The organism is Paenibacillus sp. FSL R10-2734, assembly GCF_037963865.1.
Lineage (GTDB): Bacteria > Bacillota > Bacilli > Paenibacillales > Paenibacillaceae > Paenibacillus_AQ.
This window is the reverse complement of the sequence record NZ_CP150170.1, coordinates 3,790,916-3,809,177: the sequence shown is the minus strand read 5'-3', so window position 1 is coordinate 3,809,177 and position 18,262 is coordinate 3,790,916. Positions and strand designations below refer to the sequence as shown.

Genomic DNA, 18,262 nt, shown 5'->3' with positions numbered 1-18,262 from the left:
TCTTTATTTCCTCCTGAATTCTCCATGATGAAATAATTCGGCACGATGCTTCAATGATAGTGAGAAATAAGGGAAAGCATGAGCATCAATGCCGCGTAAAATAGTATTGGCCGTCTCCCAAGCGAGTTTATAGTCACTTTCTGAGATATCTTCCCTCTCCAGCGCTTCCTCCAATTCATCCTCATCAAGCAAGAAAACCTCGCCGTTCCAAAGCACAACCACATCCAGATACAAATCATCAAACCATGGAACGCCTTGGTCTGTGACGCCTTGCACCTTGCAGGTGTCTATGTACCATTGAATAATATTTTGCCGTTCGTCGAACATAGCCGTCACAATATAGTGACTGTCTTTTGGAAAATATTGCAGCCAAGAATAACCTTTATCCGCAATACGATATGTATGCCGTCCATAGCTCTTCCACAGTGGTTCTTTCAGCCCGTAGATGGTATAAAGCGTAATAAATCCGCTGAATTCCCGGCTCTCCACATAGCGGCAGGCAAAATGGCGACGCGTAATCCGGCGCCAGTTGGCCCGGTCTCCGAATTTACGTTTCATAGAAATTACCCTCTCCAGTATGGTGTCTTCAGCTTAACACATTTAGCGGATACACTCAAAACATCCCGCAAAATACAGCAAATCATTTTAAGCAATCATCGGCTATAATCAGGGGAATCACCACTAATTACTCTCAAAAAACTTTCATGAGCCATCGGCTCACATCCCGCTATGAAAATGTTATTCTCTCTTATTCAGCCGTACCTTTCGCTGGACTAATGAAATCCTGCATGAGTACAGTTTTTCGAGCAGATAATCTCTTCATTAAATCCTAAAACTGCAAATGTACAGGTATATTCTCACATATAGCTCGGAGACTTCATTTGATGTAAGAATAACTGCAGATTCGCAGGAATTATCATTTTCGCCCTCCTAGTATCATTAAAAAATGTACTTTCGCAGGTTTATTCGTCGGTAATCGTTACTGGTTAGTCAACCTTCAGTATCTTTGAGCTACACCGTGCTGCTTTTACCCTTGATCGCTCCTTATATTTACGTAAAAAAAGAAGCTGCCTCAAAAGTAGCATTCACTACAGTTGAGGCAGCTTCAGGTAAAGAAAAGCTTACTTCATATATTCTGAAACATCACTATTGAACAGACGAATCACCATTCACATTGCCAGCCTGTTGATCAGGGCTAGTGGTCACATCACCACTCTCATTCCCTGGATTTCCGCCTCCAGAAGGTTCCTCTGGTGGTGTAGTAGGAATCGGAGTTGCTGACGGTGGAGGAGTAGTAAACTCAGGCAAGGTACCTGTTCCTCCGTTATTTCCGCCTCCATCGTTGCCACCACCATTATTACCACCATTGCCATTATCTCCGCCATTGTCTCCACCATTCTCAGGTGTTGGTGTTGGAAGATTTGGATCAATGGTTGGCTCAGGTGTTGGCATTTCATCCTGCACTGAGACAGTAACCACATTCGATGGTTCACTTTCCAATTGGGTTGCAGGATCATAAGAAGTAACATAATACTCGTAAACCAGACCAGGCAGTGCACTAAAGTCCCCTGCACTAGTCGTGACCGTATTTAGCAATAAGCCAAAATCAGCCTCGGATGACTCTCTACGATAAATACGATATTCTACTCCTGCAACAGGGACTGCCTGCCAGCTGAGATTTACTGTCATCGTAGATGGATCATAAGCTGCTGTAAGTCCACTAACGTTCTGAGTTGGTTCAGTTGTTTCTGTAGGTTCAGGCGCTATGACATTGTCTATCTGAGGGAAGGATTTCTTAGGAACATCCTTTAATGCTTCCTCCATCACTTTACCCCAGAAAGCTGCAGCAAGCGAACTACTTCTCTTAAGCAGATGCGTCTTGCTTGGCTTGTCATAACCCATCCAGACTGCTGCTGTCCATTCTGGTGTATATCCCACAAACCAAACATCACGGTTCGAGCTGATTCCAGAATATCCACTTTGAGTCGTACCGGTCTTACCGGCTACAGGTCGGTCAATCCTAGCTTTTTTACCTGTTCCGCTCTCTACAACCTTCTGCATCATCTCTGTCAGTTGATAAGCCGTCTCCTTACTCATAACACGTTCAGGCGTTGTATTAGCTTTGAAGACGGTCTCTCCACTACTATCCGTAATCGATTTAATGGAATAAGCTTCTCGTAGTTCACCGCCATTTGCAAAAGCACTATAGGCTTGCGCCATTTCCAATGTGTTCGTTCCTTTGCTCATACCGCCGAGAGCCAGCGAGAGGTTTTTATCCTCATCTTCCAGACCAATCCCCAATTTCTTGGCGAATTTAAATCCGGTATTCACTCCAATTTCATTAAGCAGCCAGACCGCAGGGATATTCTCCGATTTCTGTATAGCATCACTCATACTGATACCTTTTGAATACCCGTGAAGATTGGTTGGGCAATAGTTCCCGAAACACTGCTTTTCATTGTTAAGGACAGAATTCATGGAGTACTTACCCGTTTCCAGCGCCGGAGCATAAGTAATGATTGGTTTAATGGCTGAACCCGGAGATCGCCGGCTGCCAGTTACACGACTGTAGCCTTTTCTCTCATAATTCCGTCCACCAAGGAGTGCAACAATGCCGCCATTCTCCTGATTCACGATGGTCATTGAACCTTGTACCAATTCGTCGTCTACACTTTTCTCGAAATTATCACTGTCTGCAAAAGCATCCTCTACGGTTTCTTGAGCATGTTTATCCATCGTCGTGTAAATCTTATAACCGCCAATATTCAGATCATCTTCGGACAATCCAAATTTCTCTTCTGCTTCATCCACTGCAAAATCAATGAAAGCTTGATAACGCTGTTTCTTTGCTGGCGGCTTATAATTATAATCCACGGCTTGCGCTTCGTTTCTCTCTTGCTCCGTTATATAACCTTGCTCATACATGAGCTGAAGCACAACTGCTCGACGTTCCTTTGAAAGATCCGGATTACGGAGGGGGTTGTAACGAGACGGCCCCTTAGGCATCGCAGCCAATGTCGCCATTTCCCAAATCTTAAGATCATTCAGATCGCTCTTACCAAAATATCTTTCCGATGCTGCTTTTATTCCGTAGACCGTACCCCCAAAGTTTATTCGGTTCAGGTACATGGTAATGATCTCTTCTTTAGTATTCTGGTTCTCCAACGCTACAGCAATGGATACCTCAGTCGCTTTACGGAAAAATGTCTTATCCCGTGTTAAGAAGATATTTTTGGCTAGCTGTTGAGTTATGGTACTACCACCTTCTACCATGCTGCGTGCAGCAATATCTTTTACCGCTGCCCGGCCAATAGACCATAAATCCACGCCCTTATGTTCGAAAAAGCGTTTATCTTCTGTAGCTACAAAAGCATTTATTAATAACGGTGGGATCTTCTCATACTCTACAGGATCGCTTTTCTCTAGTGATAATTCGCCGATTAAATTAGCATTGCGGTCATATACCTTTGTTGTTTCATTAACGGTTAGTTTGTCTTGATTCTCAAGGAGAAGCTTTTGCCCATTCAGCATAATGAACAAATAACCGCCGAGTGCACAGAAAATGGCCAACGCCGTGGCAAAGAACAAGCTCCACAGCACACGCTTCTTAGTTAAAAACTTCTTTTTCTTCTTACTTTTCGGTTTTTGTTTTGAATTAGAATTGGAACTGGACGATCCTCTATTTCTATTATTATTCGTCCTTGATGTATCGTCTCTGGACATGGTGCCTCCTGACTCCCTTCCTTGAATAAATCATAAATGGTCTGCCTTGAATGAAAAGAACAACCTTCTCAGGTTGCTCTCACACTCTCTATTCAAACGATTTATAAACAAGAAAGGTTTCACTTCAAATTTGTTAAGTGTTATTCTTCGTTACTATTATCCTGCATGAGTGATACACTGCGCTGTGGTGTAAATGTGGAAATCGCATGCTTATACACCATTTGCTGCCGCCCGTCACTATCAATAACGATAGTAAAATTGTCGAATGCTTTAATAATTCCCCGGATTTGAAAACCGTTGGTTAAATATACTGTAGCAGGGATATTTTCTTTGCGTAGTTGGTTCAAGAATGTATCTTGGATGTTAATGGACTTGTTCATATGACGTACCCCCAATGGTTCAATTATATTGTTCAGAAGTATATTCAAGACCTGAGAGAAACTTTCCTGCTATTATAGCACGTATTTTTGAGAAATTCTCAGAAAAGTTTTGCTCACCTTCGACATCGATCCACTCGATTTCCTTCATGTGGCGAAACCATGACAACTGTCTTTTGGCGAATCGGCGAGTATCGCGTTTGAGCAGTATCACAGCTTCCTCAAGCGTCAGTTCTCCCGCAAGGTAAGCGGCAATTTCCTTGTAGCCCAACCCCTGCATGGACACAAGGCTTCTGCTGTAACCGTTATCCAGCAGTCCCTTTACCTCAGCAACAAGACCATCCGCAAGCATGCTATCAATTCGGTCCTCAATACGTTTATATAGTATTTTCCGGTCCATTGTCAAACCTATAAGACATAAGTCATAGGGTGATTCCTTAGTTTGAGCTGCATGTGAAGCGGAAAGTGTGGTCTTTGTCTGCTGATGAATTTCCAGTGCCCGAATAATTCTACGACGGTCATTCGGATGCAATTTCGCCGCACTGTCTGGATCAACCGCTTCAAGCCTGGCATGCAGTGCAAGCGCTCCATGCTCTTCTGCAAATTGATCCTGTTCTTTACGGAAAGCTTCGTCAGCAACGGCTTCAGAGAATTGAAATCCGTAGCATAAGGACTCAATATATAGACCCGTCCCCCCAACAATAAATGGAAGTTTTCCACGGCTGCTTATCTCTTCGATAAGTCTGCGACCTTGCTCCTGAAATTCAGCAGCAGAATACGGATCCTTCGGATCATGAATATCAATTAGGTGATGGGGAATTCCCTTCATTTCCGCTGGAGTGATCTTAGCCGTACCAATATCCATACCACGATAAACCTGCATCGAATCGCCAGAAATAATCTCTGCGTTATATGCAGCTGCAAGCTCTAGGCTTAACCTAGTTTTACCTACGGCGGTTGGTCCTAATAGGACTAGAACCTTATGTCTCTCTTTAGTTGTCAATGTGTATCACCCCGTACGATGTTTTGGAGTTGCTCCGGAGCAGCTCGGTAAAGCCAAGACGTTCGAATTCGCCACTTAAAGCCTTCTCTTTCAAAAGAACATTTTTACGAGCAACTCTCACTGCCTCAGCTACGCTCTCTAGCGATAATGCAGCACGATTAGCAAACTGCCGTAGCGGGGAAATCGAAGCAGAACCTGTCAGTGGCACCCGGAACATAGGATCAAAATACACAATATCTATACTTCGATCCGGTTGAGCACGCAAGTAGTCCAAATGTTCACTATGCACGACATTAATTCTACGCAAGGCCTCATTAACCTTTACTTGCCCAGAGGTATAGTGACGCATCCCTTCGTAGAGCAACGCGTACAGCGGCAATGAGCTCTCCAGAGCGGTAACCTCAGAGGACTCACCACCATGCACAGCAAACAGCAAGGAATCAGCGCCTAGCCCCGCTGTGCAATCTAGTACACTATCTCCGGGAAGCATTCTTGCTGCGACAAGCATCGGCTCTATATCGCCCTTTAGAATTCGTTTCGCGCGAACAAACCCCATGCTCGGGTGAAACTCCATAGGCTCCATCCCTAGTCGGTGTAAACGAACGGCTTCTTGAGAAAGAATTAGAATATCCTCGTCTCCGTAGTGTTCCACCAGCTTAGGTATAGAGAATTTCTCACGTGGAGCGTACTTACAGCCCGTTCTCTCTGCAAGACTCTGAGCTCGCTCTACAATTTCCATTATCGGGCTATAACCCGTAGTTATAATCATGTTGCCTCCAGTCATACTTACAACAAATTTCTTATAAGTTGATCTTAAAAACATTCTAAAAGGAAAAGTGACGGAGGGGAAGTTTGGAACTGTAGGAGCGATAGCGACCGCCTTTGTCCCCGGATTTCAACCGTGAAACACGGTATATAATCAAGAAATCCGGGGACAACAGCGGCCGGAAGTCCAAGCATTCACCGCAGTCATGCAATTACCTTAATAGAAAAATTTCAAGTTCAACTAATATAGACTTACAATTACATCACCCGTTTGAACAATTTCTCTAAATCATAGGATGAAAAAGAAATCACAATGGGTCGCCCATGTGGACAGGTATACGGCTGCCGACATGCTGCCAGACGAGACAGCAACGCCTCGACTTCCTGTTCTGTTAGTTTCTGGTTAGCTTTAATTGAAGCTTTACATGAACACAGAATAGACGACTTCTCTCGCAGTTTCGCAAGGTCAATCATTCGTTCACTCAAGACCCACTCCGCCATTTCTTCAACGATCGCTTTCTCTTCGCCTTCAGGAAACCAATAAGGCAAAGATCGGATCAGGAAGGTCTGCCCACCAAAATGCTCAAGGTAAACTCCAGCCTGCTGAAACCAGTGTAGACGTTCACTGAGTTGACGGCTTTCCGAAGGGGTGAACTCAAGTGTAATTGGCAACAGTAGATCCTGAGAAGCATCTTCAGGACGACCGAATTTCTCATAAAAATATTCGTAATTTATGCGTTCGTGAGCTGCATGTTGATCTATGAGATACAGCCCTCCGTCATTCTGAGCAATAATATAAGTCCCATGATGCTGCCCGATATAATTTAGTTCAGGGAAGGGCGGAAGTCCCGGTTCTTCCTGCTGCGGTGGAGCCCATATCGCTTGGGCAGTAGGGAATTGCTTCAGCGATGCTGCAGGTTCTTGCGGGCGATAGCTATTAGAATAATTGTTGCTCACATTACTTTGACGTCCTTGCGAAGAGGCAGACTGATAGCCTGTCCCATAGGATGGAGCCGCTTCACAGGTCATCGGATTATCAGCCAGCCCCTCCTTCCTGAACTCACGGGCGCTCAGCTCAATGTTTGATTGTTGTTGTCTACTGAAGGAACTTCCAGATCCCTGAGGAACTGAATCCTTGTCCACCTCAGTCGATGTTGGTGCCGGAGCTGTCCCTTTGGAGAAAGCAAACTGCTCCTGTATAAATGAACTGCTGCCCTTCGGCCCGATGGTTTCTTTACTAGGACGCGGAATCAAGCTTTGCCCCAGCAACACTTTACGAATTTCTTGTTCAACAAACGTGTAAAGCTCATTCTCCTTACTAAATCGAACCTCCAGCTTGGCCGGATGAACATTGACATCCACAAGTGAAGGATGCATGTCCAGTTCGAGCACCAGCAGCGGATATCGGTTAATCGGAAGCAAAGTATGATAAGCACGCATGATCGCTGCGTTCAGACCATTGCTACGAATATAACGTCCCCCCACAATGGTAGTCACAGCATTTCGATTTGAACGTGTCCATTCTGGACGGCTTATATAACCAGAAATGCGGTAATCCAAATCCTCAGCCGTAATCGGCAGCATAGCCTTGGCTGCTGAAGTTCCGTATACAGCTGCGATCACCTGTAACAGATCACCATTTCCGAGTGTATGCAGCAGCTGATTGCCATTATGATGCAAGGTAAAAGAGATACTAGGATGCGCCAGCGCCATTCGGTACATTGCATCCGATATATGACCTAACTCCGTCTGGATACTCTTCATATATTTCAGCCTTGCCGGCGTATTAAAAAACAATTCACGAACCGCAAGATCGCTCCCACGCCCCGAAGGGGAGTCCTCATTCCGAATTAAGTTACCACCCTCAATATCAATCAGGCGTCCTTTGCCGTCATCCGCTGTAGCCGTCAGAAGAGAGACTTTAGATACCGCCGCAATACTGGGAAGTGCCTCCCCACGGAACCCTAAGCTAGTAATCTGGAATAAATCTCGCCCATTAGCGATTTTACTTGTAGCATGGCGATAAAAAGCGGTCTCGCAATCCTCAGCCTCGATCCCTGAACCGTTATCTTTTACTCGGATGCTCTGTAAACCGCCTTCCTCTACCGATACCTCAATCCTCGTGCTGCCTGCGTCAATGGCATTCTCAACCAGCTCCTTCACAACAGAAGCTGGCCGCTCCACAACTTCACCCGCAGCAATCTGGTTGGCAATATGCTCGTCCAATATATGAATTTTGGCCAATTTCATTCACCTCTTATCTAGGCAATCAATAATTAAAGATCCTTCGCTTTCATCTTCAGATCGTTCAGCAGACTCATAGCCTGCAGTGGAGTCATATTCATAAGATCTGCGTTACGCACAGAAGTGATGAATTCTTTTATCGCTGGATCCTCTTGTACCTCAGTTACCGCTACCTGATGTGCACTACCTTTACGATTCTTTCGTGGTTCTTCCTCGCCAAAGATAGACAGTTGTACTACTTCATCTGCTACTGATGAGTATGAGTCCGCAGTAATCCCGGAAGTTTCTGCGATGACACTAACAGGTTCTTGGATAGATGTAGTTGCGACCTCTTTTCCAGCTGCCTGAACTTCTAGTCCACCCCCATAGTGAATAGAGGACCCACCCGGATGAGCCGCCTGCTCAATGCTCTGTAGCAAGCCGTAAGCACGATCAATGATCCCTTCAGGAAGACCCGCAAGGCGTGCACAATAAATTCCATAGCTGCTGTCTGCCGCTCCCGGAACAAGCTTGCGCAGGAAGTTTACTTTATCGCCACTCTCCTGAACGGCCATCGAGTAGTTCTTCAACCCTTTAAGGCTTTCTTCCAGGTGAGCCAATTCATGAAAATGCGTCGAAACTAATGCTTTGCAAGAAATGGTATCATGTACATACTCAATCACCGCTTGTGCGATCGCCATCCCCTCACTAGTCGAGGTTCCCCTTCCAAGCTCATCAATAATAATCAAACTCCGTGCTGTTGCCTTCTCTGTCATAACCTGAATGTCAGCCATTTCTACCATGAACGTACTCTGACCTCCGATTAAATCGTCGGCTGCCCCAATACGTGTGAAGATTCGATCAATAAGCGGAACTTCTGCGCAGGATGCTGGAACGAAACAACCAATCTGAGCCATAATGCAAATGAGTGCAACCTGACGCATATAGGTACTTTTCCCAGCCATATTAGGACCCGTAATCAAAAGAATATTTCCGTCTTCCTTACTGAGCGTACTTCCGTTTGCTATAAATGCCGTATCCTTCAGCACTGCCTCCACAACAGGATGGCGACCACCTTCAAGTCGAAGGTCATAACCATCAGAAAGAACTGGTTTCACAAAGCGATGCTCTGCACTGACGGCCGCTAGACATTGATACACATCAATTTCAGCTACCTTTTCTGCAAGATTCTGTAGTCGTGGAATTTGACCACTGATTCGATCGCGTAGCTCGGTAAACAGGCTGTACTCCAAATCCGTCATCTTATCCTGAGCTTCAAGTATTAGAGCCTCTTTTTCCTTAAGCTCTGGTGTAACAAATCGTTCTGCATTTGCAAGCGTCTGTTTACGTTCGTATCGCCCTTCCGGCAATGAGGCCAGATTAGATTTGGTGATTTCTATAAAATAACCGAAGATTTTGTTATAGCCGATCTTCAGCGATTTGATGCCTGTAGCTTGCCGTTCCTTAGCTTCCAGTTCTGCGATCCAACGTTTACCATTACTGCTTGCTTCTCGTAGCTCGTCCAGCCTCTCATGATAACCAGATCGGATAATCCCTCCGTCTCGCACAGACACTGGTGCATCCTCTACAATAGCTCGGTCTATATCCTCACGTATCTCAGCGCATTCATCCATACTAGCACCGATCTCGCGTAAGGTCGCAGATCCCGAAGTCATACATAATTCCTTCAAAGCAGGGATTTGTGCCAGAGATAGCTTCAAGGCATTCATATCACGACCATTCGCACTGCCAAAAGCAATACGCCCAACCAGTCGCTCCAAATCATAAATTTCCTTAAGTGCTAGACGTAAATCCTCACGAACAATAAACTGATTGTACAAATAATCAACCGCTTCAAGGCGACGTTCGATTGGAGCTCGTTGCAGCAGCGGCTTATCTATTCTACGACGTAACAAGCGTGCACCCATGGACGTTTCGGTACGGTCTAGCAGCCAAAGTAGAGATCCTTTTTTGGAGCGTTCTCGGACCGTCTCTGTGAGCTCCAGATTTCGGCGGGTGAACGGATCAAGAATCATATAATTACCGGGTTCATAAGGAGAAATCTGACTAAGCTGTCCCATTGAACGCCGCTGTGTCTCGTTTAGATAAGAGATTAGCAGTGCTAGACATTGCCCGCGTTCTTTCTCAAGACGTACCCATGCGGCTTCACCGAACTGACGACGTGCCAGCTCCTCCTCGCGTTTCTCCCATGGCGTATACACGACAGGCTTCGCTAACAGTGGCGTTTCAACACGTAAAAGCTCCAAAAGTGCAGGGTCTCCGATGATCTCGGCCGGTTCGTAAATGCCAATCTCATCACGCAGCCACTCTGCACCTGATAAGACTGAAGTAACATACAATTCACCAGTCGTTAAATCACAAGCCGCTAATGCCATCATCCCATCACTTTCGGTTACACAAACGAGATAATTGTTGCTTTTGTCGGCAATGATTTTTCCATCCATAACCGTTCCTGGTGTCACTACACGTACGATATCCCGCTTCACCATTCCTTTAGTGACTGAAGCATCTTCTAACTGCTCGCAAATAGCGACTTTATATCCTTTTTCAATCAGGCGTTGAATATAACCCTCGGCAGCGTGGTAAGGTACTCCACACATCGGGATTTTCTCTTTGCCCCCACCTTCGCGACCTGTCAATGTTATTTCTAGCTCCTTAGAAGCCAATATGGCGTCTTCAAAGAACATTTCATAGAAATCGCCCAGTCTAAAAAATAGGAAGGCATCCTTTGCCCCTTCCTTTACCTTTAAATATTGCTCAATCATCGGCGTATATTGTGCCATGGTCAACCTCCATGCCTATTTAATGCTGTCCTTCATTATAACAGAAAGTAGGCCAAGCAAAAACGCCTTCGGCGTCCCTTTAAGGACGGTAAGCGTTTGTGCGAGAAATATAAGGATAATGTGTAGGGTGAAACTTATACTTTCTCCACAATTACTAAAGCATAGAGGAAAATACCGTTACATAATCTTTCGAGCATCCATCCCTCTTCTGAAAGAGGTATATTCTTCTGCATTTTTATATTGTAAAATCTTAACACAGAGTGTCAGCTCATAAGAATATCAAAGGAGAATACAAAATGATACGAAGACTCACGGAGGATGATCTGGGACTTCTAATGGCTTTGCTACGGAAAGAGCCTGCTCTTAATTTGTTCATCATTGGAGATATTGAGAATTTCGGGTTTGATCAAGATTTCATGGAGTTGTGGGGAGAGATCGATCCCTCTGAGGGCCTTATGAAAGCCGTTCTATTACGTTTCTATAGAAGCTATCTTCCCTATGCAGATGGTCCGTTTGATGTGGAAGGATTCGCTACAATTATGCGAAAAGATAACGACATTCATATGATTTCCGGTAAAACCGATATCGTAAAGGCTTTTGACGGAGTCATTAATTTCAAACAAGAAAAGCATTTGTACTTTGCTGAGCTGAAAGAAATGGATGCCAAAATTAAAGATTCCATTTCATCATCTGAGAGGATTAAAAGAGCAACTGTTCAGGATGTAGAAGCGATTTGTTCGCTTACAGATACTATAGAAGAGTTTGAAAGCAGTCGGGATGGATCGCGAATAAGCCTGCGTAAAACATTGGCCAGTGGCACCGGCCGCACGTACTATTTGAAACGCGAAGAAAAGGTTATAGCCACCGCTTCTACAACTGCGGAAAATTCTATGTCAGCTATGGTCGTAGGGGTTGCCACGCATCACGAATTCAGGGAGCAAGGATTAGCTACAAACGTAGTAGCACAGCTATGTACAGACTTGCTCCATGAAGGAAAATCTTTATGCCTCTTTTATGATAACCCACATGCTGGGGTCATTTATAAACGACTGGGATTTCAGGATATCGGCTCTTGGACTATCGTCTACATGTAGATGAATTAGAATAATCTCAAGCTTTAACTTTGCTGCACCAAAGCTCGCGGATATCGCGAGACTCATCCCACGTTCGTTTAGCGGCAATATATTCAAATAAAGGCTCTATGTATTGTGCAGCCTTCTCGTAGCCGCCTAGAGAGCGCAGCTGCGCTAGCAGAGAGGGTACTGCGGCGCGCAGCGGAGGTTTATCGCCGCTATAATAGGCGATATGCAGGTCTTCCCGGTCGAGCGGGCGCAGCGTCAGGTCTTCATAATGGCTCACAATAAGGTGAGCCAGATAGACCGCGCCTTTAGCGATGACCGGGGATACTAGGAAGCTCGGCAAGGTTCGGTACTCAAAGCCGCCATACGGCTGAGTCCGGAAATCGCCGAGCACGCCGTAACGAGGGCGACGCGCACCTGCGCGGACGTCCTCAAGCAGAAGCATGGGCAGCGCGAGATAGTTGTCGAGCGCACGCAGCAGCGGCGCCGTCAGCGTCACGCCGCTGAAGTGCAAATGGCCGCCGAGGGCCCAGCCCGTCAGCGGCATGCCTCCCGCCCGCCAGCGCAGCGTGCGGTCGGCGATGAGCCGGTCCGCCGTGGCCGCGGCGGACATCAGCTGCGCCAGCAGCGCGCGCGGTTCCCCGCGCGGCTGAGGGCGCAGCTCGGCGACCGGGAACGCCCCGCGCGTTCCCGGAGGTCCGGCGTCGCAGCCTGCGACGCCGTCCGTGGGCAGGTACCGCGACGCAGGCACGACGCGGCCGGTGGACTCCCGGAGGATGATAAACTCCGGGTCCATGCCCATGAGCAGGCCGCTGCGGCCTGGCTGCTCCAGAGCAAGGCTCCGTTCCAGCGCTATCGCTGCGGAACGATAAGGTTCTGGCAATCGTCGTCCGGAAGTCTGTTGAAGTGGAGCTGCATGCTCCACGACATACTTCCGGTTCCCCATTGCCCTCAGCAGCACCTCACCGCTATCCAACCCCAAGCTGTACAAAGTCCTAACGGCAATACGCTGAAGTAATTTCATTACCCCGCGCCACACTCCTGATCCAGATCCCATTGCTTCGCTGCTATCAACACGATCCTCATTTAAAGCCCCAGAAAGCATGTCACAGGCTGGGCGCATTCCTAGTCCTGCGCCAAGTGGAGTGATCTGAAGAACGGTCAAATTATACACGAGGATCTTATAACACTGTTTATGGGCCTTATCGGCAGACAGAATATCATATGTATCTTCTAAGCGATTTCTTTCACCAGAGGTCTGGTTTCTTCGCAGAGATGCTTCTGAGCCCTTCATTCGTAACAGTTCCTGCTTGCTAGACGAAGTAAGCGTAGCTTCAATACCACTCCGGAGTAATCTGGACTCTCTCTGTGCTACTGACAATCCCGAATACACCTTATGCCCTTCATTCATCCTCTCGCCCCTCCATCCCTTCCATCCGAGATTGAAGCCTGAATTACACAGATATAACTGTACTTATAAGGACGGTAAACTTATTTCCTAAAAATAAATAAAAAAAAGGAGGGCATTCGCCCTCTACGCCGCCGCCCTCCCTACATATAATGGACCATAACCCATTGATACTCAGTTAACGGCGGCGTATCCTTCCTTACAGCTCATCATCCAGATTGTCAGGGTCCAGATCATCGTAATCGAAGCTTTCACCGTCAAAATCATAATCCTTGTCTTCTAGATCATCACTTTGCTCAGTAACATACACGCGGACTTTGGTCTCAGCCACCAATTCCACTTCGAACTCGCGCTCTACGCGAAGTGTCACACTGCCTCCGCCTGGCGATACACCCGCTTCCACACAGTTGGGTTCCTGCGTTGCCTCCGCAGAGACCTCAACGGTAGAAGTGCGGTGTCTCGTGTCCAGGTACGAAAGCGGAATGAGCTCCACATAGGAGACCGTTTCCTTAGCTACCTCGGTCTGTTTGTTCTTGTCGTACGAGTACCAGATGTTTACATCGTAAGTACCAATTACTTCGATTCCGTTCCCGGCGGCAACCGCTTCGTACTGGTGGTTGATAATCCAAGCCCCCAAAATACTAGTCGGGTGATGTGGCGGAGTCACGGTATGGGTTGCTGTAGAGAACTTACGACCTTTGCCGCAAATTGCCTTCGTAATGATCTCCCTTGTTTGACGTTTATGGCTTAATGACATCTTTAAACCTCCTCCATACAATCATTCACTATCAAGTGTATGCAGGTTCTAGGCATTTGTTGATTGTTAGTCTATAAATAAATTTGAGTAAGCCCTCCAGAGGCTTTTATCAGGAGACTCATAGTTCATTTTATTTCAAAATTTGTGCAGATATGAGTAGATTACTAAAATGGTCCAGCCTATTACATATCCATTCTGAACGTAAAAAAAACCTCATAAAGCCCGCTATTGCGGGATTACGCGCATAATACCAATGGATCTATGCTTACTTAGATCAATAAATTCGTCATCAATATTCACGAGTGGACGCAGTGGATCATTAGCAAGAATCATTATGATTTTTCCTGTCCGTCCATCTGTCAATTCCACCTCATTCCCTATCATTGACTGCATTAACTTATTAATAAAGACTCTACAAATATAAGGGTCGAGCTTGCCAAACACATTTTCCTCCATCTGCAACAACACTTCATAAAGAGGTGATGCTTTACGATAATACCGGTCGGATGTCATCGCATGAAACACGTCTGTTACTGCAACAATTTTACTGAAATCAGTAATTCGATTGCCAAGCACGCCAAACGGATACCCACTGCCGTCCATTCGTTCATGATGCTGTAGAGCTACAAGCGCTTGCATATGATTCGTTCCAATCGTATCCCTGATCATCTCGTAACCATAAGTCGTATGCTTTTTCATAAGCTGGTACTCCTCATCGGTCAACGGGCCAGGCCTAGTCAATAATTCATCCGGAATCCTCATTTTACCGATATCATGAAGGGTCGCTGCGATCGTCAGCATGCTCAAATCCTCAGGCTTTAATTTAAGCCATTTCCCTAACAATGTAGATAAAATGCCAACCGCTACATTATGCCTGTATGTATAATCATCCTTGGACTGCAATGCAGCCAATACGCCGTAGAAGTCATTCTTTTCGCTTACCTGCTGAATAAACGGAATGACTTCATTTCTAACTTCAAGCATAGGAATTCGTTTATTTTTGTTATGACGAATCTGTTCAAAAATATTTTCTATTGCAGCTGTGCAGTCATCAATTGCAAGCTGGAAAAATTCCGCGCTGTCCAGCTGTACGACGTCATGAGACTCTAAGGTGATCTTATGTTGACTGATCAATCGTATATGTTCAGCACTTAATAAAGTCAATGCGGGTAAAACAAATACACCTTTGTCATTAAAAAGGTTAGCTACAAGCTGTTTTCCGATAAAAGAATCCATAACTTTGTCCATACGCCTCACCTGCCAATGCGGAAAATTCGACTACCGAACTTCCTGCTATAATTTGAACTCACCATAAAATCGTTAATCATATCCTGTGATCAACTTTAAGTTCATATATATGTTATCGTGATTTTGACAGTGATAGTTAATACTTCAGTTAATTAAAGCCTTAAATATTAAACTTTATTTCGAATGTTCTGACGTTTCTCTGCCTTATAACTAACCGGGATTTTATGTCGTTTAGCTATCTTTAAATAAAGTGCCAATTCCCTACATAGCTGAAGAATAGCTGAGCGCACTTCAAATTCCTCACGCGTCTCTGGCAGATCCATATCTTCGAATTCTCGTTCTAATTCGTCCAGCAAATGTTCAGTTCGTCCAGTATATTCTTCCGCAAGAACATCCCCGCTAAGCTGGTCGAATAAATCAGCAACCATCTCCCCATGTGGCAAACGACGATACACTTGAGAAAGCAGCTGCATCATACTTTGAATCGATTCCAGTTGCTCTTTCCGCATATAGAAATAAACATTCCACGCTCCATCTGGATGAATGACATGATTCTCCATTTCACGGGTAGCAGCCGTCAGTCCCCGCTGTACTGCATTATCTGCATCAATTAATTCTTTGCCATCCCAGATATACGCAGGATCACGCAGTGTACGGGCCATTTGGGTAAAAATAACCGAAAAATAGCGATCCACTTCCTTACGGATCCCATAAATTACTCCACCAGTCTGTGGCATGTAAACCATGTTTACTAACCCTGCTGAACCTAGACCAATGGCCAGAAGCTCAATTTGCTGCAGCAGGACATCGAACGTTAGCTCAGCTTGTCCAAACACACGAAACACGATAACCGAGCTGGTGACAATCCCCTCTTTGTATCCAGTCTTTACTATCATCGGGAAGCCTACGAGTACATACAGCCCAAGTACCCAATAATGGAAACCTAGTAGCCAGAATAGAATACAGCCAAAAAAGAGTCCCACGAGCGAGGCTAAAAAACGAGCCGTTATCGTTCGGAAACTCCTTTTCAAAGTAACCTCTACACCCAAAATTGCTAGCAAGCCTGCACTGTGCGCATTAGGTATACCCGCTGCAGACGCAAGTAGTACGGACAATAACGTCGCTGCTGCTGTTTTAATCACACGAAATCCCATAACCCTATCTCTCCTTACAAGCAATAACCCAATATATAGGTAAAGATATAGACATGTTACAAGATTTTGTGTAAGGACACAATATTACATAAGGTTCATCGCCTGGATAACAATCGCTTCTCTAGATATACCACTAGTTGGTACATTGCCGTTGCTACAGCTGCGATAATCAAAAGACTGGACATCACCAGCGTAAAATTAAATACCTGGAAACCATAAATAATCAGATAGCCCAGACCGGATTTAGCTACTAAAAACTCACCTACGATAACCCCTACCCATGACATCCCCACATTCACCTTTAGGGTAGATACCACCGCTCCGAATGAGGCAGGAAGAATTACTTTAAAAAACACCTGAACTCTGGATGCTCCGAAGGAGCGGACCACCTTTACTAAATTCGGATCCACACTGCAAAAACTATTGTAAACAACAAGCGTCGTAATAATCACTGTTATAGATAAAGTAGTAACAACGATAGCAGTGAATCCGGCCCCGAACATGACGATAAAAATCGGCCCCAGTGCCACCTTCGGCATACTGTTAAATACGACCATATACGGATCAAGTACCGCAGATAAAAAAGGAGACCACCAAATAATCACAGCCAGCAGTGTCCCTAGCAGTGTTCCCAGTACAAAGCCTACCGCAGTCTCACCTACCGTCATCCCCAAATGCGGCCACAAGCTTCCACTAACCATATCTCCCCAGATCTGGCGGAAGATTTTTGTCGGATAGCTGAACAATAGCTCATCAATCCAACCCATTCTTGCTCCAGCTTCCCAGAGCACAAAGAACAGCAGCAACAGGCTGCTCCTCACGACAATCACTTGATTGCGCCAGCGTTTCTTCGTTTTTTTATAATCGCCATGCATTTGCCGCAGCCACTGTTCACGGGAAGCTAATAATCCCGATTGCTCCGTATGCCTCATTAGCTTTCCCTCCCTGCAATCTCCATCTCTTTCCATATTTCATGAAAAAGCTCCGAAAAGCCTGGCTGATCACGCGCATACAGCGGAGGTGCTGACCGGATTTGCTCTGGAACTAGAAATATTTTACGAATCTTCCCTGGATTTCGTTGTAGAAGAATGACCCTACTGCTTACCGCAATGGCTTCTGATAGATCATGTGTGACTAATATTGCAGTCGTTCCCCTGCTCCGTAAGGTCTCAGAGACCAAATCTTCAAGCTGTAATTTGATCTGATAATCAAGCGCCGAGAACGGCTCGTCTAATAGAAGCAGTCCAGGATTCGTAGCCAGAGTACGCACCAGAGCTACTCTCTGCCGCATCCCACCTGATAACTGAGAAGGATAGGCGTGCTCTTTTCCCTCTAAACCCATCTCCTGTAGTAGCTCTAATGTCCGCTTTCTAGTCTCTTCGTTCAAGCTTCCAGTCAGTTCTAGACCAAGAATGGCATTGTCCAGAATACTCCGCCAAGGAAAAAGATAATCCTGCTGCAGCATATAACCAACCTCCGATGAAGGACCCATAATCGGTTGGCCATTTACGAATATTTCGCCATGAGAAGGCTGCAGCAGTCCTGCAATAATCGATAGAAGAGTCGTCTTGCCACAGCCACTTGGCCCAACTAAGCTGACGAACTCTCCTTGCTCGACATTAAGATTCAGGTCCTCAACGGCCAGTGAAGCTTCACGGTCGCCAAGATAGGCATGCGTTACTCCCTTTAATTGCACTACTGGAAGCATTGTCAGCCCCTCC

General features: G+C 45.7%; 14 protein-coding genes. 1 reads left to right on the top strand and 13 read right to left on the bottom strand.

Annotated elements, in window-relative coordinates; genetic code table 11:
- Positions 1–3: 3 nt before the first annotated feature.
- From NSS67_RS16585 to mutS, 7 genes are all read right to left on the bottom strand, one after another.
- Positions 4–558, bottom strand: a complete 555-nt coding sequence (locus NSS67_RS16585) for a DUF402 domain-containing protein (protein WP_339314387.1) — start codon at positions 556–558, stop codon at positions 4–6.
- Between the two features lie 588 nt (positions 559–1,146).
- A complete protein-coding gene (locus NSS67_RS16580; RefSeq protein WP_339314385.1) occupies positions 1,147–3,723 on the bottom strand; it encodes a PBP1A family penicillin-binding protein in 2,577 nt (858 codons plus the stop codon).
- 140 nt (positions 3,724–3,863) lie between these two features.
- Complete coding sequence (gene hfq / locus NSS67_RS16575) at positions 3,864–4,103, bottom strand: RNA chaperone Hfq (RefSeq protein WP_042128368.1); 240 nt, start codon at positions 4,101–4,103, stop codon at positions 3,864–3,866.
- A 19-nt stretch (positions 4,104–4,122) separates the two neighbouring features.
- On the bottom strand, positions 4,123–5,103 hold the full coding sequence (gene miaA / locus NSS67_RS16570; protein WP_339314383.1) for a tRNA (adenosine(37)-N6)-dimethylallyltransferase MiaA: 981 nt from the start codon (positions 5,101–5,103) through the stop codon (positions 4,123–4,125).
- Positions 5,093–5,872 carry a class I SAM-dependent methyltransferase gene (locus NSS67_RS16565; RefSeq protein ID WP_339314381.1) on the bottom strand — a complete coding sequence of 260 codons (780 nt, stop codon included), beginning with the start codon at positions 5,870–5,872 and terminating at the stop codon, positions 5,093–5,095. The genes miaA and NSS67_RS16565 overlap by 11 nt, the downstream gene beginning before the upstream one ends.
- Positions 5,873–6,126: 254 nt before the next feature.
- Entirely contained in the window at positions 6,127–8,112 is a 1,986-nt protein-coding gene (gene mutL / locus NSS67_RS16560) for a DNA mismatch repair endonuclease MutL (protein ID WP_339314379.1), read from the bottom strand.
- Between the two features lie 32 nt (positions 8,113–8,144).
- Complete coding sequence (gene mutS / locus NSS67_RS16555; RefSeq protein WP_339314377.1) at positions 8,145–10,895, bottom strand: DNA mismatch repair protein MutS; 2,751 nt, start codon at positions 10,893–10,895, stop codon at positions 8,145–8,147.
- Positions 10,896–11,191: 296 nt separating this feature from the next.
- On the opposite strand from mutS, the gene NSS67_RS16550 reads away from it, so the two are divergent.
- Positions 11,192–11,989, top strand: coding sequence for a GNAT family N-acetyltransferase (locus NSS67_RS16550; protein WP_339314376.1), 798 nt, complete (start codon positions 11,192–11,194; stop codon positions 11,987–11,989).
- Positions 11,990–12,005: 16 nt separating this feature from the next.
- Here the strand turns inward: NSS67_RS16550 and NSS67_RS16545 are convergent, their stop codons facing one another.
- From NSS67_RS16545 to NSS67_RS16520, 6 genes are all read right to left on the bottom strand, one after another.
- Positions 12,006–12,857, bottom strand: coding sequence for a hypothetical protein (locus tag NSS67_RS16545; RefSeq protein WP_339314374.1), 852 nt, complete (start codon positions 12,855–12,857; stop codon positions 12,006–12,008).
- A gap of 724 nt (positions 12,858–13,581) precedes the next feature.
- Entirely contained in the window at positions 13,582–14,139 is a 558-nt protein-coding gene (locus tag NSS67_RS16540) for an outer spore coat protein CotE (protein ID WP_339314372.1), read from the bottom strand.
- 225 nt (positions 14,140–14,364) lie between these two features.
- On the bottom strand, positions 14,365–15,387 hold the full coding sequence (locus tag NSS67_RS16535) for an HD-GYP domain-containing protein (protein ID WP_339314370.1): 1,023 nt from the start codon (positions 15,385–15,387) through the stop codon (positions 14,365–14,367).
- Positions 15,388–15,554: 167 nt separating this feature from the next.
- The gene (locus tag NSS67_RS16530; RefSeq protein WP_339314368.1) at positions 15,555–16,541 is read right to left on the bottom strand and encodes an aromatic acid exporter family protein; all 987 of its coding nucleotides are present in this window, start codon (positions 16,539–16,541) and stop codon (positions 15,555–15,557) included.
- A gap of 95 nt (positions 16,542–16,636) precedes the next feature.
- Positions 16,637–17,473 (bottom strand): ABC transporter permease, encoded by an 837-nt coding sequence (locus tag NSS67_RS16525; RefSeq protein ID WP_339314366.1) that lies wholly within the window; start codon positions 17,471–17,473, stop codon positions 16,637–16,639.
- Positions 17,473–18,249: an ABC transporter ATP-binding protein gene (locus tag NSS67_RS16520; RefSeq protein WP_339314364.1), complete on the bottom strand. Its 777-nt coding sequence runs from the start codon at positions 18,247–18,249 to the stop codon at positions 17,473–17,475. The genes NSS67_RS16525 and NSS67_RS16520 overlap by 1 nt, the downstream gene beginning before the upstream one ends.
- Between the last annotated feature and the right edge of the window lie 13 nt (positions 18,250–18,262).

Coding starts and splice junctions, on each gene's coding strand:
- NSS67_RS16585 (WP_339314387.1), bottom strand. CDS start 558: ATGAAACGTAAATTCGGAGACCGGGCCAACTGGCGCCGGATTACGCGT.
- NSS67_RS16580 (WP_339314385.1), bottom strand. CDS start 3,723: ATGTCCAGAGACGATACATCAAGGACGAATAATAATAGAAATAGAGGA.
- hfq (WP_042128368.1), bottom strand. CDS start 4,103: ATGAACAAGTCCATTAACATCCAAGATACATTCTTGAACCAACTACGC.
- NSS67_RS16565 (WP_339314381.1), bottom strand. CDS start 5,872: ATGATTATAACTACGGGTTATAGCCCGATAATGGAAATTGTAGAGCGA.
- mutS (WP_339314377.1), bottom strand. CDS start 10,895: ATGGCACAATATACGCCGATGATTGAGCAATATTTAAAGGTAAAGGAA.
- NSS67_RS16550 (WP_339314376.1), top strand. CDS start 11,192: ATGATACGAAGACTCACGGAGGATGATCTGGGACTTCTAATGGCTTTG.
- NSS67_RS16540 (WP_339314372.1), bottom strand. CDS start 14,139: ATGTCATTAAGCCATAAACGTCAAACAAGGGAGATCATTACGAAGGCA.
- NSS67_RS16535 (WP_339314370.1), bottom strand. CDS start 15,387: ATGGACAAAGTTATGGATTCTTTTATCGGAAAACAGCTTGTAGCTAAC.
- NSS67_RS16530 (WP_339314368.1), bottom strand. CDS start 16,541: ATGGGATTTCGTGTGATTAAAACAGCAGCAGCGACGTTATTGTCCGTA.
- NSS67_RS16525 (WP_339314366.1), bottom strand. CDS start 17,473: ATGAGGCATACGGAGCAATCGGGATTATTAGCTTCCCGTGAACAGTGG.
- NSS67_RS16520 (WP_339314364.1), bottom strand. CDS start 18,249: ATGCTTCCAGTAGTGCAATTAAAGGGAGTAACGCATGCCTATCTTGGC.